This window comes from Quadrisphaera sp. RL12-1S (assembly GCF_014270065.1).
Taxonomy (GTDB): domain Bacteria; phylum Actinomycetota; class Actinomycetes; order Actinomycetales; family Quadrisphaeraceae; genus Quadrisphaera.
The window spans coordinates 25,883-48,597 of the sequence record NZ_JACNME010000018.1 but is presented as its reverse complement, the minus strand read 5'-3'; the positions used below and the strand labels follow the sequence as shown (position 1 = coordinate 48,597).

Below are 22,715 nucleotides of genomic sequence, written 5' to 3'. Positions count from 1 at the left end.
GGCCGCCGCCGTCCGCTGCTGACCGCTACTGGGCGGGCGTCCCGGCGGGGGCGAAGCCCGGCGCGGTCTTCCCCAGCCAGACCAGGGCCTGGGGCATCTGCCCGGCCCACACGTCGCTGCGGTGGCCCCCGGTCTTGGCGATGAGGGACGTCACCGACATCGGCGCCTTGGCCGCCGCCAGGAACGCCTTGGTGGTGGGCCAGCTCTCGGGGTCGTCCTGGCTGGAGGCCACGAACAGGGACACCGCCGGCGGCTTCTTGGCGGCCACCGCCACGAGGTCGTGCGCCTGCGCCTCCTGGCTGCCCTTGGGGAACGGCACGTAGCCGCTGCCCGGCTCGTACCGGAAGTACCCGCCCATGACGATGCCGGCGCCGTACTGCTGGGGGTGCAGCATGGTCAGCTCGGCGGCGCACCAGCCGCCCATGGAGAAGCCCATGGCGGCCCACGCCTGGGGGCTGGTCCGTGCGCGGTAGCTCGCCTCGACCGCCTTGGGCAGCGCGTCCGAGAGCCAGGTCTCGACCTGGGGCTGGCCCTGCGGTCCGTCGAGGCACTCGGTGTCCCGTCCGGCGGGGATGCCGAGGTCGGGTAGCACCACGATCGGCTCGGCCATCTGGTTCGCCTTCACGACCAGGTCGACGGCGGGACGGACGTCGAGCGCGGTGAGCCACTGCTTGGGGCTGCCCGGGGAGCCGTGGAGGGCCACGAGGACGGGGTACGTGGTGGAGGCCTGCGAGGGGTCGTCGTAGCCGCGCGGCAGCACCACCAGCACGGTGCCCGTGGTGCCCGAGGGGCCAGTGACGGTGAGCCGCTGGACCCGCCCGTCGTAGCCGTCCACCGGCGTGCCCTGCGGAGCCGCCGGCTTGGTGGTGCCCGCCAGGAGGGCGTTCTCCTGGGCCTTGGTCTCCGTGGCTCTGGCGGCGCCCTTGGTGGCGACCACGGCGTCGGCGTTGGCGCCGGCCAGGTCGTCCCAGCCGCTGTAGAAGGCGAAGTAGTCGTTGGCCGAGACGAGCATCGCGAAGACCACCAGCGCGTTGACGCCCAGCAGCGCGACGGCCCGGACGGCCACCGTGACCACGTTCACCTTCGCGAGCCGCCCCCACAGGACGATGACGACGACGAACGCCACGGCCGCGATGGCGATGCTGCCGTACTGCAGCGGGGACCCGGTCAGGCTCACAGGGACATCCTCGTGAGGGGGCTGTGAAGATCCTGGATCTTCAACGAAGGCGGGCTGGGAGGTTCCTCGCCGGCTCGTCAGCGTTCGCGAGCTCCGGCACGGCGTGCGAGTCCGACGGCACCCCGAGACCGATCCGCACCGCGAACGCGCCCAGGGCGCGCAGCAGCGCGACCGCCTGCGGTCGCCACAGGGACGCCTCGCGCTCCAGCCCACCGAGCCGCGGGGGCTCGGGCAGGAGCGCCAGGAAGCGCCGGCTGCCCGGCACCCTGCGGCGCAGCACCAGCGCGTCACCCACGGGCTCACCGCGCCGGTCGGCCCAGCCGAGCACCAGGGGCGACCACGCCGGGTCGGCCTGAGCCCATCCTGGCAGGGCGGGCTCGCGTTCGAGCACGCTGACACGCAGCGGGCTCGCGACCTCGTCGGGCCGCGGCCCACCGCCGGGCTCCAGGCGCACGTCGACCACGGACACGACCCTGCCCGCCCCGCCGACCCCCGCGCGACCGACCCGGGTCGGGGAGAGCGACCGTCCGCGTCATCCCCTGGTCGGACGGTCACCCGCGTCCGCCCAGGTCAGAGCGCCTCAGCCCGTGGCCAGGACCTTCGCCAGGTGGATGCTGTGCGGGGAGTCGGCGTAGTGGCCGTACGGCGCGATCGGCCCGTAGCCCGCGCTGCGGTACAGCGCCACCGCCTCGGGCTGCATCTGGCCGGTCTCCAGCACCAGCCGTCGGTGCCCCAGCGCCAGGGCCCGCTCCTCGACTGCGGCCAGCAGGCGCCTCGCGTGGCCGCGCCGCCGGTGGGCGGCGCGGACGTACATCCGCTTGAGCTCGACGTCGCCGTCTCCGTGGTCGCGCAGACCGGCCGTGCCCACGGGCTCGCCGTCCAGGAGCGCCACGAGGAAGGCCCCACCGGGCGGGGCGAACTCAGCGGGGCTCAGGGGCGTCTCGTCGGGGCCTCCGTAGCGCTGGACGTACTCGGCCTGCACCTCCGCCACGAGCTCCTGCACGAGGGGGCTGTCGTAGGCGGCCTCCACGAGCACCAGTCGCGCTCGGCCGTCAGCGCTCCGGTCCTCCAGCGTCACGGCGCCAGGGTGCCAGGAGCGCCCTCTCGCGGTAGACACGTGGTCCACCTGGAGAACACCGGGACGCCAGCCCCTCACCCTCCTGGAGGAACCCGTGGGCAAGAAGTCGCTCCTCATCGGCGCCGCGATCGGCTACGTGCTCGGCGCCCGGGCGGGCCGCCAGCGCTACGACCAGATCGTCTCGTCGGTCTCGCGCCTCTGGAACGACCCCAAGGTCAAGACGAGGGTCGACCAGGCCCAGACCGCGGCTGTCGACACCGCGAAGAGCGCTGCCGCCAGCGCCAAGGACGCGGCCGCGAACAGCTCCGCGGTGCAGGCGGTGAAGGAGAAGCTGCCCGGCAGCGGCGGCGACTCCGCCAGCACCACCGGGACCAGCACCGGGACCAGCACCGGGACCAGCACGAGCGCCAGCGCGGGACAGCCGGGGTCGACGACTCCCCTGACGCCCGTCCCGCCGGCCACCGGGAGCAACGCCGGCGGACGCATCTGACGCCCGGCCGCGGGGGCGCCTCACAGGTGGCGCAGGTACCGGCGGGGGTCGTCCATGAACGCCCGCCAGTGCGCGACGAGCGGCAGGGAGTCCCAGGGGACGTCGGTCAGGCCGTCGTCGTCGACAAGCAGCACCCGGGCGCCCGGCAGGGCCGCCAGGAGCGGTGAGTGGGTCGCCACCAGCACCTGTGCGGTGCCGGTGGCGACCAGGTCCACGAGCTGCGCGACCAGGGCCATCTGGCTGGTGAACGACAGCGCGCTCTCGGGCTCGTCGAAGCAGTAGAACCCCGGGCCTCGGTACCTGCGGGTGCCGAGCAGGGCGTTGAAGGACTCCCCGTGGCTCATCGCGTGGAAGTCGGGATCGGTCCGGCCGGGGATGGTCTCGAAGACCCGGTGCATGGTCTCGGCGCGCAGGAAGAAGCCCCATCGCCCCGCTCCCGGCCCTCGCACCACGCGCAGGGCGCGTCCCACGGGGTCCGGCTCGTCCTCGCTGAGCATGCCGCGGGTGTTCGCCGAGCCGCCGCGGCTGTCCAGCCCGAAGGCCCACGCGATGCCTTCGAGCAGGGTGGACTTTCCCGCCCCGTTCTCCCCGACGAGCACGGTCGCGGGTCCCAGGTCCAGGCCGTCGCCCAGGAGCGCGGCGACGGCCGGCACGGTCATGGGCCACTCCCCCGCGGGCAGCGGTGCGACGTCCGGGTCCGGCTCGACCCGGCGCACCGGCAGGCCCCACCGCGAGGTGTCCACGACCGAGAGGGTGCCGCAGGATCAGGACGACGAGGGCGTGCGCTCCTGCATCCCCCACGGGCTGGCGTAGCCGTCCTCGGCGGCGAGCAGGTCCAGGAACGGCCGGTGCGGCAGCGCCTCCGGGCCGAGCACGCCGGCGCCTGACCAGCGGCCGTCAGCGAGCAGCTCCAGGGCGACGGCGGGGTTGACCGCCGTCTGCCATACCACGCACTGCGCGCCGAACTCCTCCATGGACCAGGCGTTGTCGACCACGTGGTGCAGGTACACCTCTCGCGGGCGCCCGGCGAACCCCTCCCCCTTGCCGGTGCCCGTCACGAGCAGACCGGCGCAGGTGGCTCCCTTCATGAGCGGCCCGAGAGTGGCGGGGTCGGGCAGGGACGCAGCGACCACGTCGCGCGGGCTGACCTGGACGCCCTTGACGGTGAGCGGCTCGGTGCGGTCCAGGCCCAGCTTGCGCAGGGTCTTGAGGACGCCGATGAACTCCTCGCCGAGCCCGTACTTGAAGGTCACGCGGTCCGCCTGGAGCCAGCGCGGCATGAGGAGCACCTCCTCGTGCTCCACGTGCACGCACTCGACGGGCCCGATGCCGCCGGGGAAGTCGAAGACCTCCGGCTCGCTGAACGGGGGCAGGGTGCTCCACGCGCCGTCGTCCCAGACCACGGGCGGGTTGAGGCACTCCTCGATGGTGGTCCAGATCGAGAACGACGGCGCGAACTCGTACCCGTCCACGGTGAGGTTGGCGCCGTCGCGGACCCCGAGCTCGGTGACGGTCTCGAAGAGCTCCTCGCAGGCGTAGCGGGCGAAGACGTCGGCCAGGCCGGGCTCCACGCCGATGCCGACCAGCGCCAGGCGGCCGGCGTCCTCCCACTGCGGCGCGAGGGCGAACTGCTCGTCGCCCAGCTTCACGCCGGTCTTCGACCAGGGCTCGGTGGGGTGGGGCTTCGACAGGGACATCGCCATGTCGAGGTAGTCCGCCCCCGCAGCCAGCGCCCCGGTGAAGATCGGCATGACGAAGCGCGGGTCCACGGCGTTCATGACGTGCGTGGCGCCCACCTGGCGGGCCAGCGCCTCCACCGAGCTCGCGTCGGAGGCGTCGACGCGCGCGGCGGTGAAGGCGCCCGCGGCGGCGTCGCCCTCGCGGTGGCGGACCGCCTCGACGGTGCGCTGGGCGCGGGACTCGTCGTAGTCGGCCACGACGACGACGTCGGCGAAGGGAGCGGTGCGGAAGCGGCGGGCCAGGATCCGCGACAGCGCGTCCCCGACACCTCCGGAACCGACGATCAGGATCCTCATCGGCGGAGGTTACCGCTGCGATTCGGCCTCACCGCTACCGCTTCCGCCTGTTCGGGGGCCATGATGCCGATCCAGGCCGGTCGATCCAGGCCGCGACGGAGCGACCCGGAGGTGGATGTGGCATCGGGAGTCAGCGCAGGAGCGCCGACCGCTGGGAGCACGGGCGAGGGCAAGGGGCTCGCCACCGGGACGCTGGGGCTGTGGGGCAACACCGTCATCGGGCTCGCCTCGACGGCCCCCGCGTACGGGCTCGCGGCCACGCTGGGCTACCTCGGGGTGGGCGAGAAGGCACCCGCCATGTTCATCGTGGCGTTCGTCCCGATGGTCCTCACCGCCATCGCCTACCAGCAGCTCAACAAGGCCGTGCCCGACTGCGGCACCACCTTCACGTGGGCCACCAAGGCCTTCGGCCCGGTGGTCGGCTGGATGGGCGGCTGGGGCGTGGCCGTCTCGGCGATCATCGTGCTGGCCAACGTGGCCGAGATCGCGGCCATCTACACGCTGCGCGTGGTGGGGCTGGACGGGCTGGCCGACAGCCAGTGGGGGCGGATGGCCTTCGCCGTGGCGTTCATCGCCGTGATGACGTACGTCAGCTACCGCGGCATCCTGCTGTCGGAGCGGATGCAGAACGTGCTGGTGGCGTGGCAGTTCCTCTTCCTCGTGGTGCTGGCCGCCTGGGCCCTGTTCGCGGTCTACAGCGGCTCGGCCGGCCCGCAGGCGGTGCAGCCCGAGCTCAGCTGGTTCATCCCCACCGGCATCAGCTTCGGCGACGCCGTCGCCGCCATCGTGCTGTGCATCTTCCTGTACTGGGGCTGGGACGCCTGCCTGGCCGTGAACGAGGAGAGCAAGGACCCCGACCGCATCCCGGGCCGCGCGGCCACCCTGGCCACGATCATCCTCGTGGTGACGTTCACCGCCGTCGCCACGGCCATCCAGGCCTACAGCGGCTTCGGGACCACCGGCATCGGGCTGGGCAACCCCGACAACGCCGACGACACGATCACCGTGCTCGGAGACCCCCTGGGCGGACCCGTCCTCGCCGTCCTGCTGATGATCACCATCGCGGTGTCGGCGGCCGCCTCCACCCAGTCGACCATCCTCCCGACCGCGCGCGGCACCCTGGCGATGGCCGTGTACAAGGCGCTCCCGCCGCAGTTCGGCACGGTGCACCCCCGGTTCAAGACGCCCGGCTTCTCCACGCTGGTGATGGGCGCCACCGCCGTGGGCTTCTACGTGCTGCTCTCGCTCATCAGCACCAACGCCCTGGCCGACTCCATCGCCAGCCTGGGCCTGGCGGTCGCGTTCTACTACGGCATCACGAGCTTCGCGTGCGTGTGGTTCTTCCGCTCCACGCTGCGCCAGTCCGCGGCGCACCTGTGGCTGCGCGGGATCCTGCCGTTCCTGGGCGGCCTGTTCATGCTGGTGATCTTCGGCTACAGCGTGGTGGACATGGCCCGCCCCGACTACGGGGAGACCGTGATCGGCGGCGTCGGCGGCGTCTTCGTGCTGGGCGTCGGCATGCTCGCCCTCGGGGTGCCGCTCATGCTGCTCTGCGCGATCCGCCTGCGGGCGTTCTTCCGCGGCGAGACGCTCAACGCCCGCACCGAGGTCCTGGTGCCGGACACGGGCGCGCCGCCCGTCGGGGGCCTCTGACCGACACCACCTGAGGGACGACGGTTTCCGGCGCTTCACGCATCCATCGCGACGGAAACCGTCTTCCCTCCTTGCTTCCACCCACGATCGGGTGCATGCTCGGGTCGCATGGCAGCACGCTCGGGTCCCGTCCTCGACGAGACCTCCAAGCGCATCATCGAGCAGCTGCAGGCCGACGGCCGCCGCTCGTACGCGGCCATCGCCGCCGACGTGGGGCTGTCCGAGGCGGCGGTGCGCCAGCGCGTGGCGCGCCTGCTCGAGGCGGGCGTCATGCAGATCGTCGCGGTGACGGACCCGATGCAGGTGGGGTTCCCGCGCCAGGCGATGGTCGGGGTGCGCTGCAGCGGTGACACCACCGTCGTGGCCGACGCCCTGGCCGAGATGCAGGAGGTCACGTACGTGGTGGCGGTGGCCGGCACCTTCGACGTGCTGGCCGAGGTGGTCTGCGAGGACGACGACCGCCTGCTCGACCTGCTGTCCCGGCGCATCCGCGCCGTCCCGGGCGTCACGTCCACCGAGACGCTCGTCTACCTCAAGCTCATCAAGCAGCGCTACGACTGGGGAACCCGATGACGACGACTCCGCTCGACCGCACGCCCACCACCGCTCCCGCCGGTCTGACGCCGTCGGGGACCCCGCGCGCCCAGGCCGCCCGCGACCACCTGTGGGGCCACTTCACCCGGCAGTCCGCCTGGGAGAAGAGCGTCCCGGTGATCACCCGCGGCGAGGGCTGCTGGATCTACGACGACGCCGGCAAGCGGTACTTCGACGGCCTGGCCGGGCTGTTCACCGTGCAGGCCGGCCACGGACGCCGCGAGCTGGCCGAGGCCGCCGCGAAGCAGGCGAGCGAGCTGGCCTTCTTCCCGCTGTGGTCCTACGCCACCCCGCCCGCCATCGACCTCGCCGAGCGGCTGGCCTCCTACACCCCGGGAGACCTGGACCGGGTGTTCTTCACCACCGGCGGTGGCGAGGCCGTCGAGACCGCGTGGAAGCTGGCCAAGAACCACTTCAAGCTGGTCGGCAAGCCGCTGAAGACCAAGGTCATCAGCCGCTCGGTCGCCTACCACGGCACCCCCCAGGGCGCCCTGGCCATCACGGGCATCCCCGCGGCCAAGGCGGTCTTCGAGCCGCTCGTGCCCGGTGGCTTCAGGGTGCCGAACACCAACCAGTACCGGGCCCCCGAGCACCTGCGGGACGACCCGGAGGCGTTCGGCCGCTGGGCCGCCGACCGCATCGAGGAGGCCATCGAGTTCGAGGGCCCCGAGACCGTGGCGGCGGTCTTCCTGGAGCCGGTGCAGAACTCCGGCGGCTGCTTCCCCCCGCCGCCCGGGTACTTCCAGCGGGTGCGCGAGATCTGCGACCGCCACGACGTGCTGCTGGTCTCCGACGAGGTGATCTGCGCCTTCGGGCGGATCGGGTCGATGTTCGCCTGCACCGACCTCGGCTACACCCCGGACATCATCACGTGCGCCAAGGGCATGACCAGCGGCTACTCCCCCATCGGCGCGTGCATCGCCTCCGAGCGCGTCTACGAGCCGTTCGCGCACGGCCACACGTCCTTCGCCCACGGCTACACCTTCGGCGGGCACCCGGTCTCGGCGGCGGTGGCCATGGCCAACCTCGACCTCTTCGAGCGCGAGGGCCTCAACGACCACGTGCGGGAGAACGCCCCGGCGTTCCGGGCGACGCTGGAGAAGCTGCTCGACCTGCCGATCGTCGGGGACGTGCGCGGCGAGGGCTTCTTCTACGGGATCGAGCTGGTCAAGGACAAGGCCACCCGCGAGACGTTCTCCGGCGAGGAGGCCGAGCGGCTGCTGCGCGGCTTCCTGTCGGGGGCGCTGTTCGAGGCCGGCCTGTACTGCCGCGCCGACGACCGCGGAGACCCGGTGATCCAGCTGTCGCCGCCGCTCATCGCGGACCAGTCCGACTTCGACATGATCGAGGCGACCCTGCGCGACGTCCTCACCCGCGCCTGGGCGCTGCTCTGAGAGCGCTCGGGACTCCCATGATCACCGTGATCATGGGAGTCCCGAGCACCTTCCCACCGTGATCATGGACTTCCCGGACGCCCGCCCGTCCATGGCCGTGAGCGGTCCGCCACCCTGGTCGGCGTGGAGCTCACCCCCGCCGCACTGACCTTCGTCACCGAGCGCCGCCTGGCGACCCTGACCACCCACCGCCCCGACGGCACGGCGCACGTGGTGCCGGTGGGCTTCACGTGGGACCCCGAGGCGGGCCTCGCCCGCATCACCGCGCGGTCGACCTCCCGCAAGGTGCGCAACGCCCGGCTCGCCGAGACGGCCGCCGGCCCGGCCGGCCGGGCGGTGCTGTGCTCCTTCGAGAGGGCGCAGTGGATCACCCTCGAGGGGCCGGTCCGCGTGCGGGACGAGCCGGAGGTCGTCGCTGACGCCGTCGCCCGCTACGCCGTCCGCTACGAGCGCGAGCCTCGTGAGGACCCGCTGCGCGTCGTCGTCGAGATCGCCGTGGACCGCGTCATGAGCTCCTCGCACCTGCGCTGAGGCGCTCGGGCCTCAGGCACCACCCGCGGCGGCGCGCCGCTTGGACCACCAGACGCCCAGCCCGCCGAGCAGCGCACCGACGACGAGCCCGGTGAGCAGACCCGGAGCCAGGTCAGCACCGGCCATCGCCCGGACCACGCCCGCGCACAGCGCTAGCGCCAGCACGACGAAGACGCCCACGCGCCACCCGAGGACCTTCCTGCTCCCCGTCGCGCCGTCGACGCCGTGGGCGCTGGCGTAGGACAGGACCACCCACGAGGCCGCGCCGGGCACGAGGAACATCACCAGGGCGTAGGGCACGGCCGGCGCACCGCCGACCCAGACCGAGACCACCGCCGCCAGCGACAGCAGCCACAGCACCAGCTGGAAGCCGATGGCGCTCGCCTCGTTCCAGACGTCCCGCCGGTACTCCTCGGCGTAGAAGGGGCTGCCGAGGTCACCGACCCGCGCCGCCGCCCGCACGAACCAGCCGTCACGCGCCTGCTCGCTCACCGCTGCTCCTCCGCTGCTGCCGCACCGGCAGCGACCTTCGCCTCGTCCTGACCGAACAACTCCTCGACGGTCCGGCCCAGCCGGGCCGCGATCGCCAGGGCCAGGTAGACCGACGGGGCGTAGTCACCCGCCTCGACGGCCACGACCGTCTGCCGCGTGACGCCCGCCGCCGCCGCCAGGTCGGCCTGGGTGAGCCCCAGCACCGCCCGGGCAGCGCGGACGCCGTTGCTGCGGCCCTTCGCTGACGTCCTTCCCACCCCTCCACTGTCTGGTGAACTCGACATCGTGTCAAGTAGACACGACAGGAAGTCGAGCGAACCTGACACGCTTCCCCCTGTCGGTCCTGCGCGGCACACTCCTGCCGTGGCCACGCCGCTGCCCGACCTCGTCGTCGCCGACGCCGCCGCGTGGGGCGCCTGGCTCGAGGAGCACGCCACCGCGTCCGCCGGGGTGCGCCTGGCCCTGGCCAAGGGCGGCGCCACCGAGCCCACCGCGCTCCTCTACGAGCAGGCGGTGCTCGAGGCGCTGTGCCACGGGTGGATCGACGGCCAGGTGACCGCGCGCGACGACGTCAGCTACGCGATCCGGATGACCCCGCGCCGGCCGCGCTCGAACTGGTCGGCGGTGAACGTCCAGCGGGTCGCCGCGCTGGAGGCGGCCGGCCGCATGCGCCCCCGCGGGGCCGCGGAGGTCGCCGCCGCCAAGGCCGACGGCCGCTGGGAGCGCGCCTACGCCGGGTCGGCCACCATCCAGCCGCCGCCCGAGCTCGCCGAGGCGCTCGCCGCCGACCCCGTGGCCGCCGCCGCGTGGGAGGCGATGTCCCGAGGCGACCGGTACCCCTGGCTGTACCGGATGCACACCGTCAAGCGCCCGGAGACCCGCGCGCGCCACGTGGCGGCCCTCCTGGAGCAGCTGCGGTCAGCGCGTCCCTGAGCGCTGCCGCGCCTTCGCCCTCCTCGCAGCCCGCACCCCGAGGACGACGACGACCGCTGCCAGCGCGGTGAGCACCGCTGCGCCCCAGGCCGACCCCGTGGCCGCCGACAGCGCCGCCGTCCACGCCGCCCACCCGACCGTCGCGTAGATCGTCGCGTGCAGGGCGCACCCGACCAGCATCGCCGCGGTGTACCTGCCGTACGGCATCCGCAGCAGCCCCGCGGCGCCGTTGACGGCCGTCTTGGTGCCGGTGGCCAGGAACGACGCCGGCACGGCGAGCAGCCCCCACCGCTGGACGGCGCGCACGCCCCGTCCGGAGGAGGCCCGCCGCAGCCACCCGCCCGCCCGCAGCACCCAGCGGGGACGCCGGGCGCTCCGCTCCCCGGCGCTGGCGTCCGGCGCGGACCACGCCGCCACGACGCGGGCGAGCCAGTAGGTCGCCTGCGTGCGCACCGCCGCCACCGCGAAGAAGAAGGCGAACAGCGCCCAGAACGGGGCGCCGTCGGTCCAGGCCGGCACCCCCGCGACGCTACCCGCGCGCCGTGGCGCCCGGCGCGGGACCAGACGCCGGCGGCGGACGCCGGTGCCGCTGGCAGGCGCGCGTGCGGCAGGATCCCGGGGTGCTCCGCACCGACGACCTCCGCACCGGGCGGGCGCTGCTCTTCGCTGGTCCCGACATGCCGCCGCGGGGCGTCGTCGTCGCGCGGGAGCTCGACGCCGTGGTGCCGGCGCTGGAGGCCGTGCAGGAGGCCGTGAGCGCGGGCAGCTGGGCGGTGGGCTTCGTCGCCTACGAGGCGGCCCCCGCACTGGACAGCGCCCTCGTCACCCGCGCTCCGGAGCCCGGGCTGCCCCTGGTGTGGTTCGCGCTGGTCGACCCGCCGCGCGAGGTGGCGCCGGTCGGCGCCAGCGGTGCGGGACCCGACGGCGGCGACGGCGACGGCGACGACGACGAGCGCGCCTGGTCGGCAGGGGCGTGGGCGCCGGACACCTCCCCCGCCGAGCACGCGCAGGCGGTGGCGCGCGTCCGCGAGCGCATCGCCCGGGGCGAGACGTACCAGGTCAACCTCACCCTGCGGCTGCGCGCCCCCTTCTCCGGGGACGCGGCCGCGCTCTACGCCGACCTCGTGCGCGCGCAGCGCGGTGACCACGGGGCGCTGCTGGACCTGCGGCCGTGGGGCGAGGACGTGGTGGTGGCCAGCGCCAGCCCGGAGGCGTTCTTCGCCGTGGTCGACGACCCCGGCGCACCCGGCCGGCGCCGCGTGGTGACGCGCCCCATGAAGGGGACGGCCCCGCGGGGCCGGTCGGCCGCGGAGGACGCGCTCGCGCTGGGGCGGCTGGCGAGCAGCGCCAAGGAGCGCGCGGAGAACGTCATGATCGTCGACCTGCTCCGCAACGACCTGCACCGCGTGTGCGAGCCCGGGTCGGTGGAGGTGAGCGAGCTGCTGGCGGCGCAGACGTACCCGACGGTCCACCAGGTGGTCTCGACCGTGGAGGGGCGCCTGCGCGAGGGCACCTCGACCGTGGACCTGTTCCGCGCGCTGTTCCCGTGCGGCTCGGTGACGGGTGCCCCGAAGGCCTCGACCATGCGGGCCATCGCGGCGCTGGAGCGCTCCCCGCGGGGGGTCTACTGCGGGGCCGTGGGCTGGCTGGCCCCTCCCGGCGAGCCGGTCACGGCGCGCTTCTCGGTGGCCATCCGCACCGCCGTCGTCACCGGGGGCTCACGCGAGGGGGGCGGGGCCGAGGTCGTCTACGGCACGGGCAGCGGCGTGACGTGGGGCTCGCGGGCCGGGGCCGAGCACCGGGAGGTGCTCGCGAAGGCCGCGGTGCTGGGCCACCGGGAGCCGCGGCCCGGGCTGCTGGAGACGCTGGCCCACCGCCCCGGGGTCGGGCTGGTGGACGTGGAGCGGCACCTGCGCCGTCTGCGGGACTCGGCGGCCTTCGTCGGGGTCCCGCTCGACGAGCCCGCCGCGCGCGCGGCCCTGGACGCCGCGGTGGCCGCCGCGAAGGCCGCAGCACGGTCGCCCGCCGGGGCCGAGGTCCCGCTGCGGGTGCGCCTGGAACTGTCGCCGGACGGCCGTGCGTCCGTGACCACCGCCCCGCTGCCGTCGTCGTCGTCGCCGGTGCGGCTGGTGGTGGACGACGCCCCGCGCGTGCGCAGCGACGACTGGTGGCCGCGGCACAAGACCACCCGCCGCGCCTGGATCGAGCAGCTGCGCGCCGAGCACCGGGTGGGCGGGCCCGGCGGTCCCGACGAGGTGGTGTGGACCAACGAGCGGGGCGAGGTCTGCGAGGCGAGCACCGCCACCCTCGCGGTGCGCCTCGACGGCCGCTGGTGGACCCCTCCGGTGGAGTGCGGGCTGCTGCCGGGGGTGCTGCGGGAGCGGCTGCTGGAGTCCGGTCAGCTGGAGCTGCGGGTGCTCCACCCCGGCGACCTGCGCCGGGCCGAGGGCCTGGCCGTGCTCAGCTCGCTGCGCGGGTGGCGGGCCGCGGTGCTGGCCTGACTACCGCTTCCTGGGCGCCGCCTTCGTGACGGGCTTCTTGGCCGGCTTCTTGGCGGCGGGCTTCTTGGCGGGCTTCGTGGCGGGGGCCTTCACCGCCGGCGGCTTGGCGGCGGGAGGCGACGACGGCGCCTTGGGCGCGGGCGCCGCGGCGGGCGTCCACGGCCCGACCGGAGCCGTGCCGGCCACCACGGAGAGGCGGCCGTCCGCGGCCCGCACCAGCGTGCCGACGCCCAGGCGGCGCGGCTGGCGGATGGCCTCGCCGCGGCGGTCCTCCCCGAGGAAGTACGTGGCGTAGGCGATCCGCAGCCCGCCGTCGGCGTCGAGGAACGCCGCGGACCCGCCGGGGCCCTGCGCGGTGCCGCTGCTGGACAGCAGCGGCTTCTCGTCCGGGCGGGTGCACGGGCCCGTGGGGCCCTGGGGGCAGATGGCGTAGCCGGTGGCGTAGGCGCTGTGGCCGGCCGCGTCCGTGGTCCCCCAGTGGTTGGCGGAGTAGAAGAGGTAGGTGGTGCCGCCGTAGCTGACCATGGAGGGGTTCTCGACGGTCGTCCCCTCCCACCCGCCCTCGTGCGTCGTGAGGAGGGTGTTCCAGCCGGCACCGGGCCTGGGCAGGCCGTCGGCGCCCAGCTCCACCGAGAGGATCGCGCTCGGGTGGCTGTTCACCTTCCCCAGGGCCTTCCACAGCAGGTAGTCCTTGCCGGTGGCGGGGTCGTGGTAGGCGGCGGGGTCGATGGAGCCGTCCGGGTCGCTGGCCACCGGCTGGCACTGGATCGGGCCGGTGGTGTCGTCCCGGAACGGGCCCAGCGGCCCCGGTCCGGTGGCGACGGTGAGGCAGAAGCGCGTGGCGCCCACCCGCACCGCGGAGTACAGGAACCAGGTGGAGCCGATCTGGAACGCCGACGGCGCCCAGTACTCGGTGCGCACCCAGGGTCCGTCGGAGGTCTTCAGCCCCCACGAGGCGGGCTTCACGAGCACGTCGTTGTTGTTGTACTTGTCCCAGTCCGACCAGCTCTGGGACCGGAACTCCGCGGGCACCGCGGTGTCGGTGGCCACCGAGTACCCAGGCTTCCCGGGCGGACCGGACTGGCTGTACGTGGGCCGCGCCCGCCACGTGACGAGGTCGGTGCTGGTCAGCGCGGGCACGTAGCGGCCGGCGGTGTTGGTGGCGTAGGCGTAGTAGGTGCTGCCCACGCGCACCACGGACGGGTCGGCGAAGTCGCCCTGCCAGACCTCACCGGGCACGGTCCAGTTGTTCTTGACCTCCGGCGCCCGGGTCTCGGTGCCGTCCACGGCGGCCGCGGTGCCGGCGGGCAGCAGCACGAGGCCTCCGAGCAGGCCGGCGAGCGCGAGCGACGCGGTCGCGCGCAGGCGCGCCAGCCGGGTCGGGCGCGCCGGGAGGGCGGGGCGAGGACGGCGGGGGTGGGCCACGGGGACGTGGTCGGCAGGCGCCGCTGCGGACCGCAGGGGCGCTGCTCCGTCCGGAGGACCCCGGCCGGCGCGGTTCCCCCGTCCGCGCCGCCTCTGCGCCGCCGGGGCGGGTCCGGGCGCCGGGCCGGGCGCGGGGTCAGGCGGTGGTGATCGAGGCCGCCATGACCTCGACGGTGCGGTCGATGAACGCGTCCACCTGGTGCTCGGCGTAGCCCTGCTCGCCGCGGCGGGTGCTGAAGACGGAGCGGCGCAGGTCGTCGTGGCTGAGCCCGGGCTCGCCGTCGAGCCAGCCGCTGATGCGGTCGCACAGAGCGTCCACCTCGGCCGGGTCGTAGCCGGGGTGGCCGTGGGCGGCCCTGTCGAACCTGTCGCCCTCGGGGCGCTCGAGGCGGGGGCGCAGCGTGGCCGCGCGGGCGGCGAGCTCGGCGTAGGCGCGGTCGGCGCCCAGGCGCCCCCGCACCACCTCCTGCTCGCGGCGCAGGAAGGCGTCCTCCATGCGGTCCAGGGCGGCGTCGACCATCTGCACGTCGTAGCCGCGGCGCACGAGGTCGAAGCCCACCTCGCGCACGTCGCGGCTGCTGACGCCACCGCGGGGGCCGCCGGTCTCGTAGGAGACGCGGGCCCTGGCGAAGAACTCCTCGACCTGCTCCACGGCGTAGCCGCGGCGGAAGCCGGTGGTGCGCTCGAACGTCGGCCCCGGGGTCACTGCAGCATGGTGCCCCAGCAGCCCCACGGGGCGCAGGAGAACACGCCCTCAGCGCGTGCGGCGCACCCGTGGCTCGTCCCACACCGGCTCGGGCGCCTCGCGTGCCGTGCCGTCCGCGCCGAGCACGAGGAACCTGTCGAACCCGCGGGCGAACCACCGGTCGTGGGTCACCGCCACCACGGTCCCCTCGAAGCGCTCGAGCGCGGCCTCGAGCGCCTCGGCGGACTCCAGGTCGAGGTTGTCGGTGGGCTCGTCGAGCAGCAGCAGGGTGGCCCCGGACAGCTCCAGCAGGAGCACCCCGAACCGCGCCCGCTGGCCGCCGGAGAGGGTGTCGGCGCGCTGCTCGGCGGCCCCGGCCAGGCCGTAGCGGTCCAGGGCGCGGGTGGCGGGCTCGCGCGGCAGCCCCTGCCGGTGGCCGTCCCCGCGGTGCAGCACCTCCAGCAGGGTCTTGCCGGCGTGCGGGTCAGCGCTGGTGGCCGCCTCCCCGTGGAGGGCCGAGGACTGGCGGAACCAGCCCGGGCGCACCCGCGCGCCGAGCTTCGCCGTCCCCGTGTGCTCCACCGGCGCGGGCGGTGGGCCGTCGGACAGCGGGCCGACGGGCTCGTGCTCGGCCTCGGGGTGGGTGCCGCCGCCGGCGAGCAGCCGCAGCAGGTGGCTCTTGCCGGAGCCGTTGGACCCGAGGACGGCGAGCCGGTCTCCCAGGTGCAGCTCGAGGTCGAAGGGTGCGACGAGCCCCGTCAGGCCCAGCTGCGCGCACGTCACCGCGCGCTTCGCCGTCCTGCCGCCGCGCAGCCTCATGCCGAACCGCTGGGCCACCGGGGCGGCCTCGGGCGGACCGGCCTCCTCGAAGCGCGCCAGCCGGGTCTGGGCGGCCTGGTAGCGGCTGGACATGCCGTCGTTGAAGGTGGCCTTCTGCTTGAGGGTCACCACCAGCTGCTTGAGCGCCGCGTGGTCCTCGTCCCAGCGGCGGCGCAGCTCCTCCAGACGGGCGGCGCGGTCGGCGCGGGCGTCGGCGTAGCCGGAGAAGCCGCCGCCGTGCACCCACATCCGGGCGCCGGCGGCGCTGGGCTCGAGGGTGGCCACGCGGGTGGCGGTGCGGGCCAGCAGCTCGCGGTCGTGGCTGATGAGCAGCACCGTGCGGCCGCTGGCCACCAGCGCCTCCTCCAGCCAGCGCTTGCCGGGGACGTCGAGGGCGTTGTCGGGCTCGTCGAGCAGCAGCACGCCAGCCGGCCCCCGCAGCAGCGACTCCAGGAGGAGCCGCTTGCGCTCCCCGCCGGACAGCGTGGCGACGTCGCGCCAGCGGGCGCGCTCCCACGGCACGCCGAGCGCGGCGTCGCAGACGACGTCCCAGGCCACCTCCGCCTCGTAGCCGCCGGCGTCGCCCCAGGCGGTGATCGCCGTGGCGTAGCGCATCTGGGTGGGCTCGTCGTCGAGCTCCATCATCGCCAGCTCGGCGGCGTCCAGCTCCGCCGCGGCGGCGCGCAGGGACGCCGGCGCCACGGACAGCAGCAGGTCGCGGACCTCGGCGGCGCCGGCGCCGGCGGACTGCTGCATGACCTGCAGCTCTCCGGAGCGCGCGACGGAGCCGGAGGTGGGCACCAGCTCGCCGGTGATGATGCGCAGCAGCGTGGTCTTGCCGGTGCCGTTGGGGCCCACCAGCGCCGTGCGCTGGCCGTCACCGACGCGCAGGTCCACCTCGCGCAGGAGGGGACGGCCGTCCGGGAGGTCGTAGGAGATCCCGGAGACCTCGAGGTGCGCCACGGGCGTCGATCCTCCCCGACGCCCCGCGCCGCCGTCACACGGGTTTCCCCTCCCGAGCCCCGCTGTCGATCGCACGCCCGCCACCAGGCGACGATCATGCATCTGCGCGCCACCTCCCACCCCGCCGCACGCAGCGCGACGGCGGGGTGGGAGGTGACGCTGACGCGCCTGACCGTCGTCGCCGGTCACCCCGCCCACCAGAGCCACGCTCCACGAAGGGGACGCTGGTCCCCGTGGACGAGCCTCAGAGGGCGGCGGACCGCTGACCCGTCGGCTGGTCCGCCTCCTGCTGCACGCGCAGGTGCGCCGGGGTCCAGCCGAGCGCCGGGGCCACGTGCTCGGCGATGGCGGCGAGCAGCCGGGTGTTGTACTCCACGCCCAGCATGTTGGGGATGGTCAGCAGCAGCGTGTCCGCCTCCTGCACGGCCACGTCGCGGGCCAGCTGCTCGGCGACGACGTCGGGGTCTCCGGCGTAGTGCCGCCCGAAGCGCGCCAGGCCACCGTCGAGGAAGCCGACCTGGTCGGTGCTGTCGACGTCTCCGCCGAAGTACAGCCGGTCCTCCTCGGTGGTGATGGGCATGACGCTGCGCGAGACCGACGCCCTCGGGGTGCCGGACCAGCCGGCCTGCGCCCACGCCTCCCGGAAGCCGGCGATCTGCTCGGCCTGCAGCTGGTCGAACGGCACGCCGGTGTCCTCGGTGAGCAGCGTGGAGCTCATGAGGTTCATGCCCTGCTCCCCCGCCCAGCGGGCGGTCGCGCGGGTGCCGGCGCCCCACCAGATGCGGTCGGACAGACCCGGGGCCTGCGGCTGCACCGAGAGCAGGCCCTGGCGCCCCGTCATCTGCGGGTCCATGGCCGCCACGCCGGCGCCGGCGATGGCGGCGCGGAAGCGGCGCGTGTGGTCGCGGGCCAGGTCGGCGTCCGTGCGCCCCTCGGGGGCGACGTGGCCGAAGGCCTCGGCGCCGCGCAGCGCGGGCTCGGGTGAGCCCCGGGAGACGCCCAGCTGCAGCCTGCCGCCGGCGATGAGGTCGGTGGAGGCCGCGAGCTCCGCCATGGCGAGCGGCTCCTCGTAGCGCATGTCGATGACACCCGTGCCGAGCTCGATGCGGGACGTGCGCGCGGCCATCGCCGCGAGCAGCGGCCAGGGCGAGGAGAGCTGGGGGGCGAAGTGGTGGACGCGGATGAACGCGCCGTCCAGCCCGAGCTCCTCGGCGGCCACGGCCAGCTCGACGGTCTGCAAGAGCGCGTCAGCGCCCGTGCGCACCTGGGAGCCGCGGGCGGGTCGCCAGTTGCCGAAGTTGAGGAACCCGATGTTCTTCATGTTTCAACTAACTCCCGGCAGCGGTGGTGTGTTCCCGCATCCGCGGAGGATCGGGCGACATCCGCCGGGGTCGCACTGGGGGACTGGACGGCGCGGGGTCCACTGGGTGGCGCCCGGGTGCAGGGCTCGCAGCCGGGCGCCAGCCCACCCCGTGGGCACGAGCCCACCCGGTGACGGCTCGTGGTCCCAGCACGAGGTCCAGGGCGCACGAGGAGGCTCCCCGCGGGAGGCTCGAGCGCGAGGTCAGCCGGTCGGCTGGGCGATGTCGGAGGCGGCCAGCTGGCCGCAGGCGCCGTCGATGTCACGCCCGCGGGTGTCGCGCACCGTGGTCGGGATGCCCGCGTCGCGCAGCCGCCGCACGAACTCGGACTCGACGTCCGGGTCCGAGGCTGTCCAGCGCGAGCCGGGGGTCGGGTTCAGCGGGATGGGGTTGACGTGCACCCAGCCGCTCCCCCGTGCCAGCAGCTGCTCGGCGAGCAGGTCCGCGCGCCAGGCGTGGTCGTTGACGTCCCGGATGAGCGCGTACTCGATGCTCACGCGCCGGCCCGTCGCGTCGAAGTACCGCTTGGCCGAGTCGAGCACCGCGGCGACGTCGAAGCGGCTGTTCAGCGGCACCAGCTCGTTCCTCAGCACGTCGTCGGGGGCGTGCAGGCTCAGCGCCAGCGTCACCGCGAGCCCCTCCCCCGCGAGCTTGTCGACGGCGGGGACCAGGCCCACGGTCGAGACGGTGATGCCGCGCGCGGACATCCCCAGCCCGTCAGGAGCCGGGTCCACCATGCGGCGCACCGCACCCACGCAGGCCTTGTAGTTGGCCAGCGCCTCCCCCATGCCCATGAAGACCACGTTGTGCACGCGCTCGCCCGTGGGGGCCAGGTGGCGGTTGGCGGCCGCGACCTGCTCGACCACCTCGGCCGCCGAGAGGTTGCGCTGCAGCCCGCCCTGTCCGGTGGCGCAGAAGGGGCAGGCCATCCCGCAGCCGGCCTGGCTGGAGACGCACAGCGTCACGCGCCCCGGGTAGCGCATGAGCACGCTCTCGATGCGGGCGCCGTCGAAGAGCCGCCACAGGGTCTTCACGGTGTCGCCGCCGTCGGCCTCCAGGACGCGGGTCTGCGTGAGCAGCGGCGGCAGCAGCGCCGCACCCAGCTGCTCGCGCAGGGCCGCGGGCAGGTCCGTCATGCCGGCCGGGTCCACCTCGCCGCGCCCGAAGTAGTGCTGCGCGACCTGCTTGACGCGGAACGGGGGCACGCCGAGCTCCGCGGCCGCGGAGGCGCGGTCAGCGGGGGCCAGGTCGGCCAGGTGGCGCGGGGGCTTGGCCCGGCGCGGCGCGGCCAGGGTCAGGGCAGGACGGGTCCCCGCCGCAGCAGGGGCAGGAGCAGCGGCGGGAGCCGCGGCGGGGGCGGCAGCAGGAGCGGAGGAGTCAGCCATGGCGTTCTCCATGGTCCCACGGGTGCGGCCCAGCCGGCGCCGCGCAGGTCAGCGGACCAGCAGGTCCAGCAGCACCCACGTGGTGGGCGCGACGGCCAGCAGCGAGTCCAGCCGGTCGAGCATCCCGCCGTGCCCGGGGACGAGCGTGCCCATGTCCTTGATGCCGAGGTCGCGCTTGAGGATGGACTCGGACAGGTCCCCCAGGGTCGCTGCCACCACGGCGGCGAGGCCCACGAGGGCACCCGCCCACCACGTGCCCCCGAGCAGCAGCGACACGGACAGCGAGCCGGCCACCAGGCAGGCCACGGCGGAGCCGGCCAGGCCCTCCCACGACTTCTTGGGGCTGATGGACGGCGCCATCGGGTGGCGGCCGAGGAGGACGCCGGCCGCGTAGCCGCCGACGTCGCTGCAGACGGTGAGCAGGACGAAGACAACGACCCGCTGGGCGCCGTCGTCGGCGGCGAGCATGAGCATCGCGAAGCCCGCCAGCAGGGGCAGCCAGCCCACGACGAGGACGGCGGCGGTGACGTCGCGCACGAGGGCCACCCCCGGCGCGGAGGTGCCCTCGCCCACGTGCGGCGGGAGGTCCGGGACCTCCAGGACCCGCCACAGCACCGCGGCCACCGCGGTGAGGCAGACCCCCACGAGCAGCGCGTCCAGCCCGCCGACGTAGGCCGCGACGAGCGTGGCCGCGGACCCCACGACCAGCGGCACCTGCGTGACACGGCGGTGGCGGGTGGCCAGCGCCCGCGCCAGCTCGCGCACCGACAGGCCCACGGCGACCGCCGCGATGGCGATGAAGACCTGCTTGACCAGCAGCAGGGCCACGAGGACCCCACCGCCGAGCAGGACGCCCGCCGTGATGGCGGCCGGGAGGTTGCGCCCCGCCCGCCCCGGGGGGCGGGCGGGCTTCACCGCTGGCTCGGCCACGGCTCCCACCGGGTCTCCGCTCCGCCGCTCAGACGGCGAGGAGCTCGGTCTCCTTGTGCTTGACCAGCTCGTCGATCTCGTCGACGAAGCGACGGGTCAGGGAGTCGAGCTCCTTCTCGGCGCGCGCGACGTCGTCCTCGCCGGCCTCGCCGTCCTTGACCACGCGGTCGAGCTCGTCCTTGGCCTTGCGGCGGACGCTGCGCACGGAGACGCGGGCGTCCTCGGCCTTGGAGCGGGCGAGCTTGATGTAGTCGCGACGCCGCTCCTCGGTGAGCTGCGGGAGGATGATGCGGATGACGTTGCCGTCGTTGGACGGGTTGACGTCGAGGTCCGAGGCGCGCAGGGACTTCTCGATCGCCGCCATCGAGGACTTGTCGAACGGGCTGATGATCACCGTGCGCGCCTCGGGCACCTGGAACGACGCCAGCTGCTGCAGCGGGGTCATCGCCCCGTAGTACTCCACGTTGACCTTGGCGAACAGCGCCGGGTTGGCGCGGCCGGTGCGGATGGCCGAGAAGTCGCTCTTCGCGACCTCGACCGCCTTCTCCATCTTCTCCTCGGCCTCGAGGAGCGTGTCGTCGATCACTGGCCTGGCCCTCCTGGTCCGTGCGTCGTCGGGCTGTCCCGCGCCCCCCGCGGGGGGCGCGGGGGCTCAGCCCGCCGAGACGAGCGTGCCGATCCTCTCACCGCGCAGCGCGGCGGAGATGGTGCCCTCCCCGTCCATGCCGAACACGACCATGGGCAGGCCGTTGTCCATGCACAGGCTGAAGGCGGTGGCGTCGACCACCTTGAGCTGCTGGCGCAGCGCGTCCCCGTAGCTGACCTCGTCCAGGCGGGCGGCGTCGGGGTCCTTGCGCGGGTCGGCGGTGTACACGCCGTCCACGCCGTTCTTGGCCATGAGCACCGCGTCCGCCCGGACCTCCAGCGCCCGCTGCGCGGCCACCGTGTCCGTGGAGAAGTACGGCAGCCCGGCGCCCGCGCCGAAGATGACGACGCGGCCCTTCTCCATGTGGCGGATGGCGCGGCGCGGCACGTACGGCTCCGCGACCTGGCCCATGGTGATGGCCGTCTGCACGCGGGTGTCGACGCCCGCCTGCTCGAGGAAGTCCTGCAGGGCCAGGCAGTTCATGACCGTGCCGAGCATGCCCATGTAGTCGGCGCGGCTGCGGTCCATGCCGCCCTCGCTGAGCTCGGCGCCGCGGAAGTAGTTGCCCCCGCCGACGACGATCGCCACCTGCACGCCCTCGCGCACGGGGCCGACGATGGCCTGGGCCACGGAGGCGACCACGTCGGGGTCCACCCCGACGCGGCCGCCGCCGAAGGCCTCGCCCGACAGCTTGAGGACGACGCGGCGCCAGCCGTCACCGCGCCCGGCGGCGCCGTCCTGCGCGCTGCTGACCGGGGTGCTCACGGCCTCAGGCGCCGACCCGGAAGCGGGCGAAGCCGAGGACCTTGACCCCGGAGTCGTTGAGCACCTGCTGGACCGTGCGCTTGGGGTCCTTCGCGAAGGACTGCTCGAGCAGCACGTTGTCCTTGAAGAAGCCGTTCACGCGGCCCTCGATGATGCGCGGCAGGGCGGCCTCGGGCTTGCCCTCCTCGCGCGCGGTCTCCTCGGCGATGCGGCGCTCGTTGGCCACGGTCTCCTCGGAGACCTCGTCGCGGTGCAGGTGCAGCGGCGACAGGGCGGCGACGTGCATGGCGACGTCGCGGGCGGTGTCGACCTCCTCGCTGTCCAGCGCCACGAGCACGCCGATCTGCGGGGGCAGGTCGGGGCTGGTGCGGTGCAGGTAGGAGGCGACGTGCTCGCCCTCGAGGCGCGCCACGCGACGGACCTCGATCTTCTCGCCGATGGTGGCGTTGGACTCGTCGAGCAGCGCCTGCAGCGGCTTGCCGTCGATCTCGGCGGCCAGCAGCGACGCGGCGTCCTTCGCGCCGGAGCTGACGGCCAGCTCGAGCACGCGGTCGGCCAGGGCGATGAAGCGCTCGCCCTTCGCGACGAAGTCGGTCTCGCAGTTGACCTCGACGAGGGTGCCCACGCCGCCCTCGACGCGAGCCGCGACGAGGCCGTTGCTGGTGGTGCGCCCCTCGCGCTTGGTCACGCCCTTGAGGCCCTTGACCCGGAGGATCTCGATGGCCTTGGCGCGGTCGCCGTCGGCCTCGTCGAGCGCCTTCTTGACGTCGAGCATGCCGGCGCCGGTCTGCTCGCGCAGGGCCTTGATGTCAGCGGCGGTGGTCGCCATGGGGGTCCGTCCTCTCGCCTGGTGTCCT

24 protein-coding genes are annotated in these 22,715 nt (G+C 74.5%); 7 read left to right on the top strand and 17 right to left on the bottom strand.

The window, feature by feature from the left end; all coding sequences use genetic code 11:
• Positions 1-25: 25 nt before the first annotated feature.
• From H7K62_RS20580 to H7K62_RS20570, 3 genes are all read right to left on the bottom strand, one after another.
• Complete coding sequence (locus tag H7K62_RS20580; RefSeq protein ID WP_186722257.1) at positions 26-1,177, bottom strand: alpha/beta hydrolase; 1,152 nt, start codon at positions 1,175-1,177, stop codon at positions 26-28.
• Between the two features lie 40 nt (positions 1,178-1,217).
• Positions 1,218-1,640 (bottom strand): hypothetical protein, encoded by a 423-nt coding sequence (locus tag H7K62_RS20575; protein WP_186722255.1) that lies wholly within the window; start codon positions 1,638-1,640, stop codon positions 1,218-1,220.
• Between the two features lie 117 nt (positions 1,641-1,757).
• Positions 1,758-2,255 carry a GNAT family N-acetyltransferase gene (locus H7K62_RS20570; protein ID WP_370591880.1) on the bottom strand — a complete coding sequence of 166 codons (498 nt, stop codon included), beginning with the start codon at positions 2,253-2,255 and terminating at the stop codon, positions 1,758-1,760.
• A 94-nt stretch (positions 2,256-2,349) separates the two neighbouring features.
• On the opposite strand from H7K62_RS20570, the gene H7K62_RS20565 reads away from it, so the two are divergent.
• Positions 2,350-2,745 (top strand): YtxH domain-containing protein, encoded by a 396-nt coding sequence (locus tag H7K62_RS20565; RefSeq protein ID WP_186722251.1) that lies wholly within the window; start codon positions 2,350-2,352, stop codon positions 2,743-2,745.
• A gap of 20 nt (positions 2,746-2,765) precedes the next feature.
• On the opposite strand, the gene H7K62_RS20560 is transcribed toward H7K62_RS20565, so the two are convergent.
• Positions 2,766-3,488 carry an AAA family ATPase gene (locus tag H7K62_RS20560; RefSeq protein ID WP_370591879.1) on the bottom strand — a complete coding sequence of 241 codons (723 nt, stop codon included), beginning with the start codon at positions 3,486-3,488 and terminating at the stop codon, positions 2,766-2,768.
• Positions 3,489-3,509: 21 nt separating this feature from the next.
• Positions 3,510-4,781 (bottom strand): saccharopine dehydrogenase family protein, encoded by a 1,272-nt coding sequence (locus H7K62_RS20555; protein WP_186722249.1) that lies wholly within the window; start codon positions 4,779-4,781, stop codon positions 3,510-3,512.
• Positions 4,782-4,898: 117 nt separating this feature from the next.
• Between H7K62_RS20555 and H7K62_RS20550 the strand changes: the two genes are divergently transcribed.
• From H7K62_RS20550 to H7K62_RS20535, 4 genes are all read left to right on the top strand, one after another.
• Positions 4,899-6,434, top strand: coding sequence for an APC family permease (locus H7K62_RS20550; RefSeq protein ID WP_370591878.1), 1,536 nt, complete (start codon positions 4,899-4,901; stop codon positions 6,432-6,434).
• Between the two features lie 108 nt (positions 6,435-6,542).
• Positions 6,543-7,007, top strand: coding sequence for an Lrp/AsnC family transcriptional regulator (locus tag H7K62_RS20545; protein ID WP_186722245.1), 465 nt, complete (start codon positions 6,543-6,545; stop codon positions 7,005-7,007).
• Positions 7,004-8,422: an aspartate aminotransferase family protein gene (locus H7K62_RS20540; RefSeq protein WP_186722237.1), complete on the top strand. Its 1,419-nt coding sequence runs from the start codon at positions 7,004-7,006 to the stop codon at positions 8,420-8,422. The genes H7K62_RS20545 and H7K62_RS20540 overlap by 4 nt, the downstream gene beginning before the upstream one ends.
• A gap of 114 nt (positions 8,423-8,536) precedes the next feature.
• Positions 8,537-8,953, top strand: coding sequence for a pyridoxamine 5'-phosphate oxidase family protein (locus H7K62_RS20535; protein WP_186722297.1), 417 nt, complete (start codon positions 8,537-8,539; stop codon positions 8,951-8,953).
• A 12-nt stretch (positions 8,954-8,965) separates the two neighbouring features.
• Here H7K62_RS20535 and H7K62_RS20530 read toward each other — a convergent pair whose 3' ends face one another.
• Both H7K62_RS20530 and H7K62_RS20525 read right to left on the bottom strand, forming a co-directional pair.
• Positions 8,966-9,445 carry a hypothetical protein gene (locus H7K62_RS20530; protein WP_186722235.1) on the bottom strand — a complete coding sequence of 160 codons (480 nt, stop codon included), beginning with the start codon at positions 9,443-9,445 and terminating at the stop codon, positions 8,966-8,968.
• Entirely contained in the window at positions 9,442-9,702 is a 261-nt protein-coding gene (locus H7K62_RS20525; RefSeq protein ID WP_370591877.1) for a helix-turn-helix transcriptional regulator, read from the bottom strand. Before H7K62_RS20525 ends, H7K62_RS20530 begins: the two co-directional genes overlap by 4 nt.
• Positions 9,703-9,808: 106 nt before the next feature.
• Between H7K62_RS20525 and H7K62_RS24365 the strand changes: the two genes are divergently transcribed.
• Positions 9,809-10,378: a YdeI/OmpD-associated family protein gene (locus tag H7K62_RS24365; RefSeq protein WP_186722231.1), complete on the top strand. Its 570-nt coding sequence runs from the start codon at positions 9,809-9,811 to the stop codon at positions 10,376-10,378.
• Here the strand turns inward: H7K62_RS24365 and H7K62_RS20515 are convergent.
• Entirely contained in the window at positions 10,364-10,897 is a 534-nt protein-coding gene (locus tag H7K62_RS20515) for an SNARE-associated domain-containing protein (RefSeq protein WP_186722229.1), read from the bottom strand. The two genes, H7K62_RS24365 and H7K62_RS20515, sit on opposite strands and share 15 nt — an antisense overlap.
• 101 nt (positions 10,898-10,998) lie before the next feature.
• Here H7K62_RS20515 and H7K62_RS20510 point away from each other — a divergent pair, with 101 nt between their 5' ends.
• A complete protein-coding gene (locus tag H7K62_RS20510; RefSeq protein WP_222437963.1) occupies positions 10,999-12,879 on the top strand; it encodes a chorismate-binding protein in 1,881 nt (626 codons plus the stop codon).
• On the opposite strand, the gene H7K62_RS20505 is transcribed toward H7K62_RS20510, so the two are convergent.
• The 9 genes from H7K62_RS20505 to tsf form a co-directional block, all read right to left on the bottom strand.
• On the bottom strand, positions 12,880-14,304 hold the full coding sequence (locus H7K62_RS20505) for a family 43 glycosylhydrolase (RefSeq protein ID WP_186722227.1): 1,425 nt from the start codon (positions 14,302-14,304) through the stop codon (positions 12,880-12,882).
• A 136-nt stretch (positions 14,305-14,440) separates the two neighbouring features.
• The gene (locus tag H7K62_RS20500; RefSeq protein ID WP_186722225.1) at positions 14,441-15,010 is read right to left on the bottom strand and encodes a DivIVA domain-containing protein; all 570 of its coding nucleotides are present in this window, start codon (positions 15,008-15,010) and stop codon (positions 14,441-14,443) included.
• A gap of 48 nt (positions 15,011-15,058) precedes the next feature.
• A complete protein-coding gene (locus tag H7K62_RS20495) occupies positions 15,059-16,771 on the bottom strand; it encodes an ATP-binding cassette domain-containing protein (protein WP_370591876.1) in 1,713 nt (570 codons plus the stop codon).
• A 244-nt stretch (positions 16,772-17,015) separates the two neighbouring features.
• Complete coding sequence (locus H7K62_RS20490) at positions 17,016-18,092, bottom strand: LLM class flavin-dependent oxidoreductase (protein WP_186722221.1); 1,077 nt, start codon at positions 18,090-18,092, stop codon at positions 17,016-17,018.
• Positions 18,093-18,335: 243 nt separating this feature from the next.
• Positions 18,336-19,517, bottom strand: a complete 1,182-nt coding sequence (gene rlmN / locus H7K62_RS20485) for a 23S rRNA (adenine(2503)-C(2))-methyltransferase RlmN (protein WP_186722219.1) — start codon at positions 19,515-19,517, stop codon at positions 18,336-18,338.
• A gap of 48 nt (positions 19,518-19,565) precedes the next feature.
• Positions 19,566-20,447, bottom strand: coding sequence for a phosphatidate cytidylyltransferase (locus H7K62_RS20480; protein ID WP_186722217.1), 882 nt, complete (start codon positions 20,445-20,447; stop codon positions 19,566-19,568).
• Positions 20,448-20,475: 28 nt separating this feature from the next.
• Positions 20,476-21,033, bottom strand: coding sequence for a ribosome recycling factor (gene frr / locus H7K62_RS20475; protein ID WP_186722215.1), 558 nt, complete (start codon positions 21,031-21,033; stop codon positions 20,476-20,478).
• A gap of 66 nt (positions 21,034-21,099) precedes the next feature.
• Entirely contained in the window at positions 21,100-21,858 is a 759-nt protein-coding gene (pyrH, locus tag H7K62_RS20470) for a UMP kinase (protein ID WP_186722214.1), read from the bottom strand.
• A gap of 4 nt (positions 21,859-21,862) precedes the next feature.
• Entirely contained in the window at positions 21,863-22,687 is an 825-nt protein-coding gene (tsf, locus tag H7K62_RS20465) for a translation elongation factor Ts (protein WP_186722212.1), read from the bottom strand.
• Between the last annotated feature and the right edge of the window lie 28 nt (positions 22,688-22,715).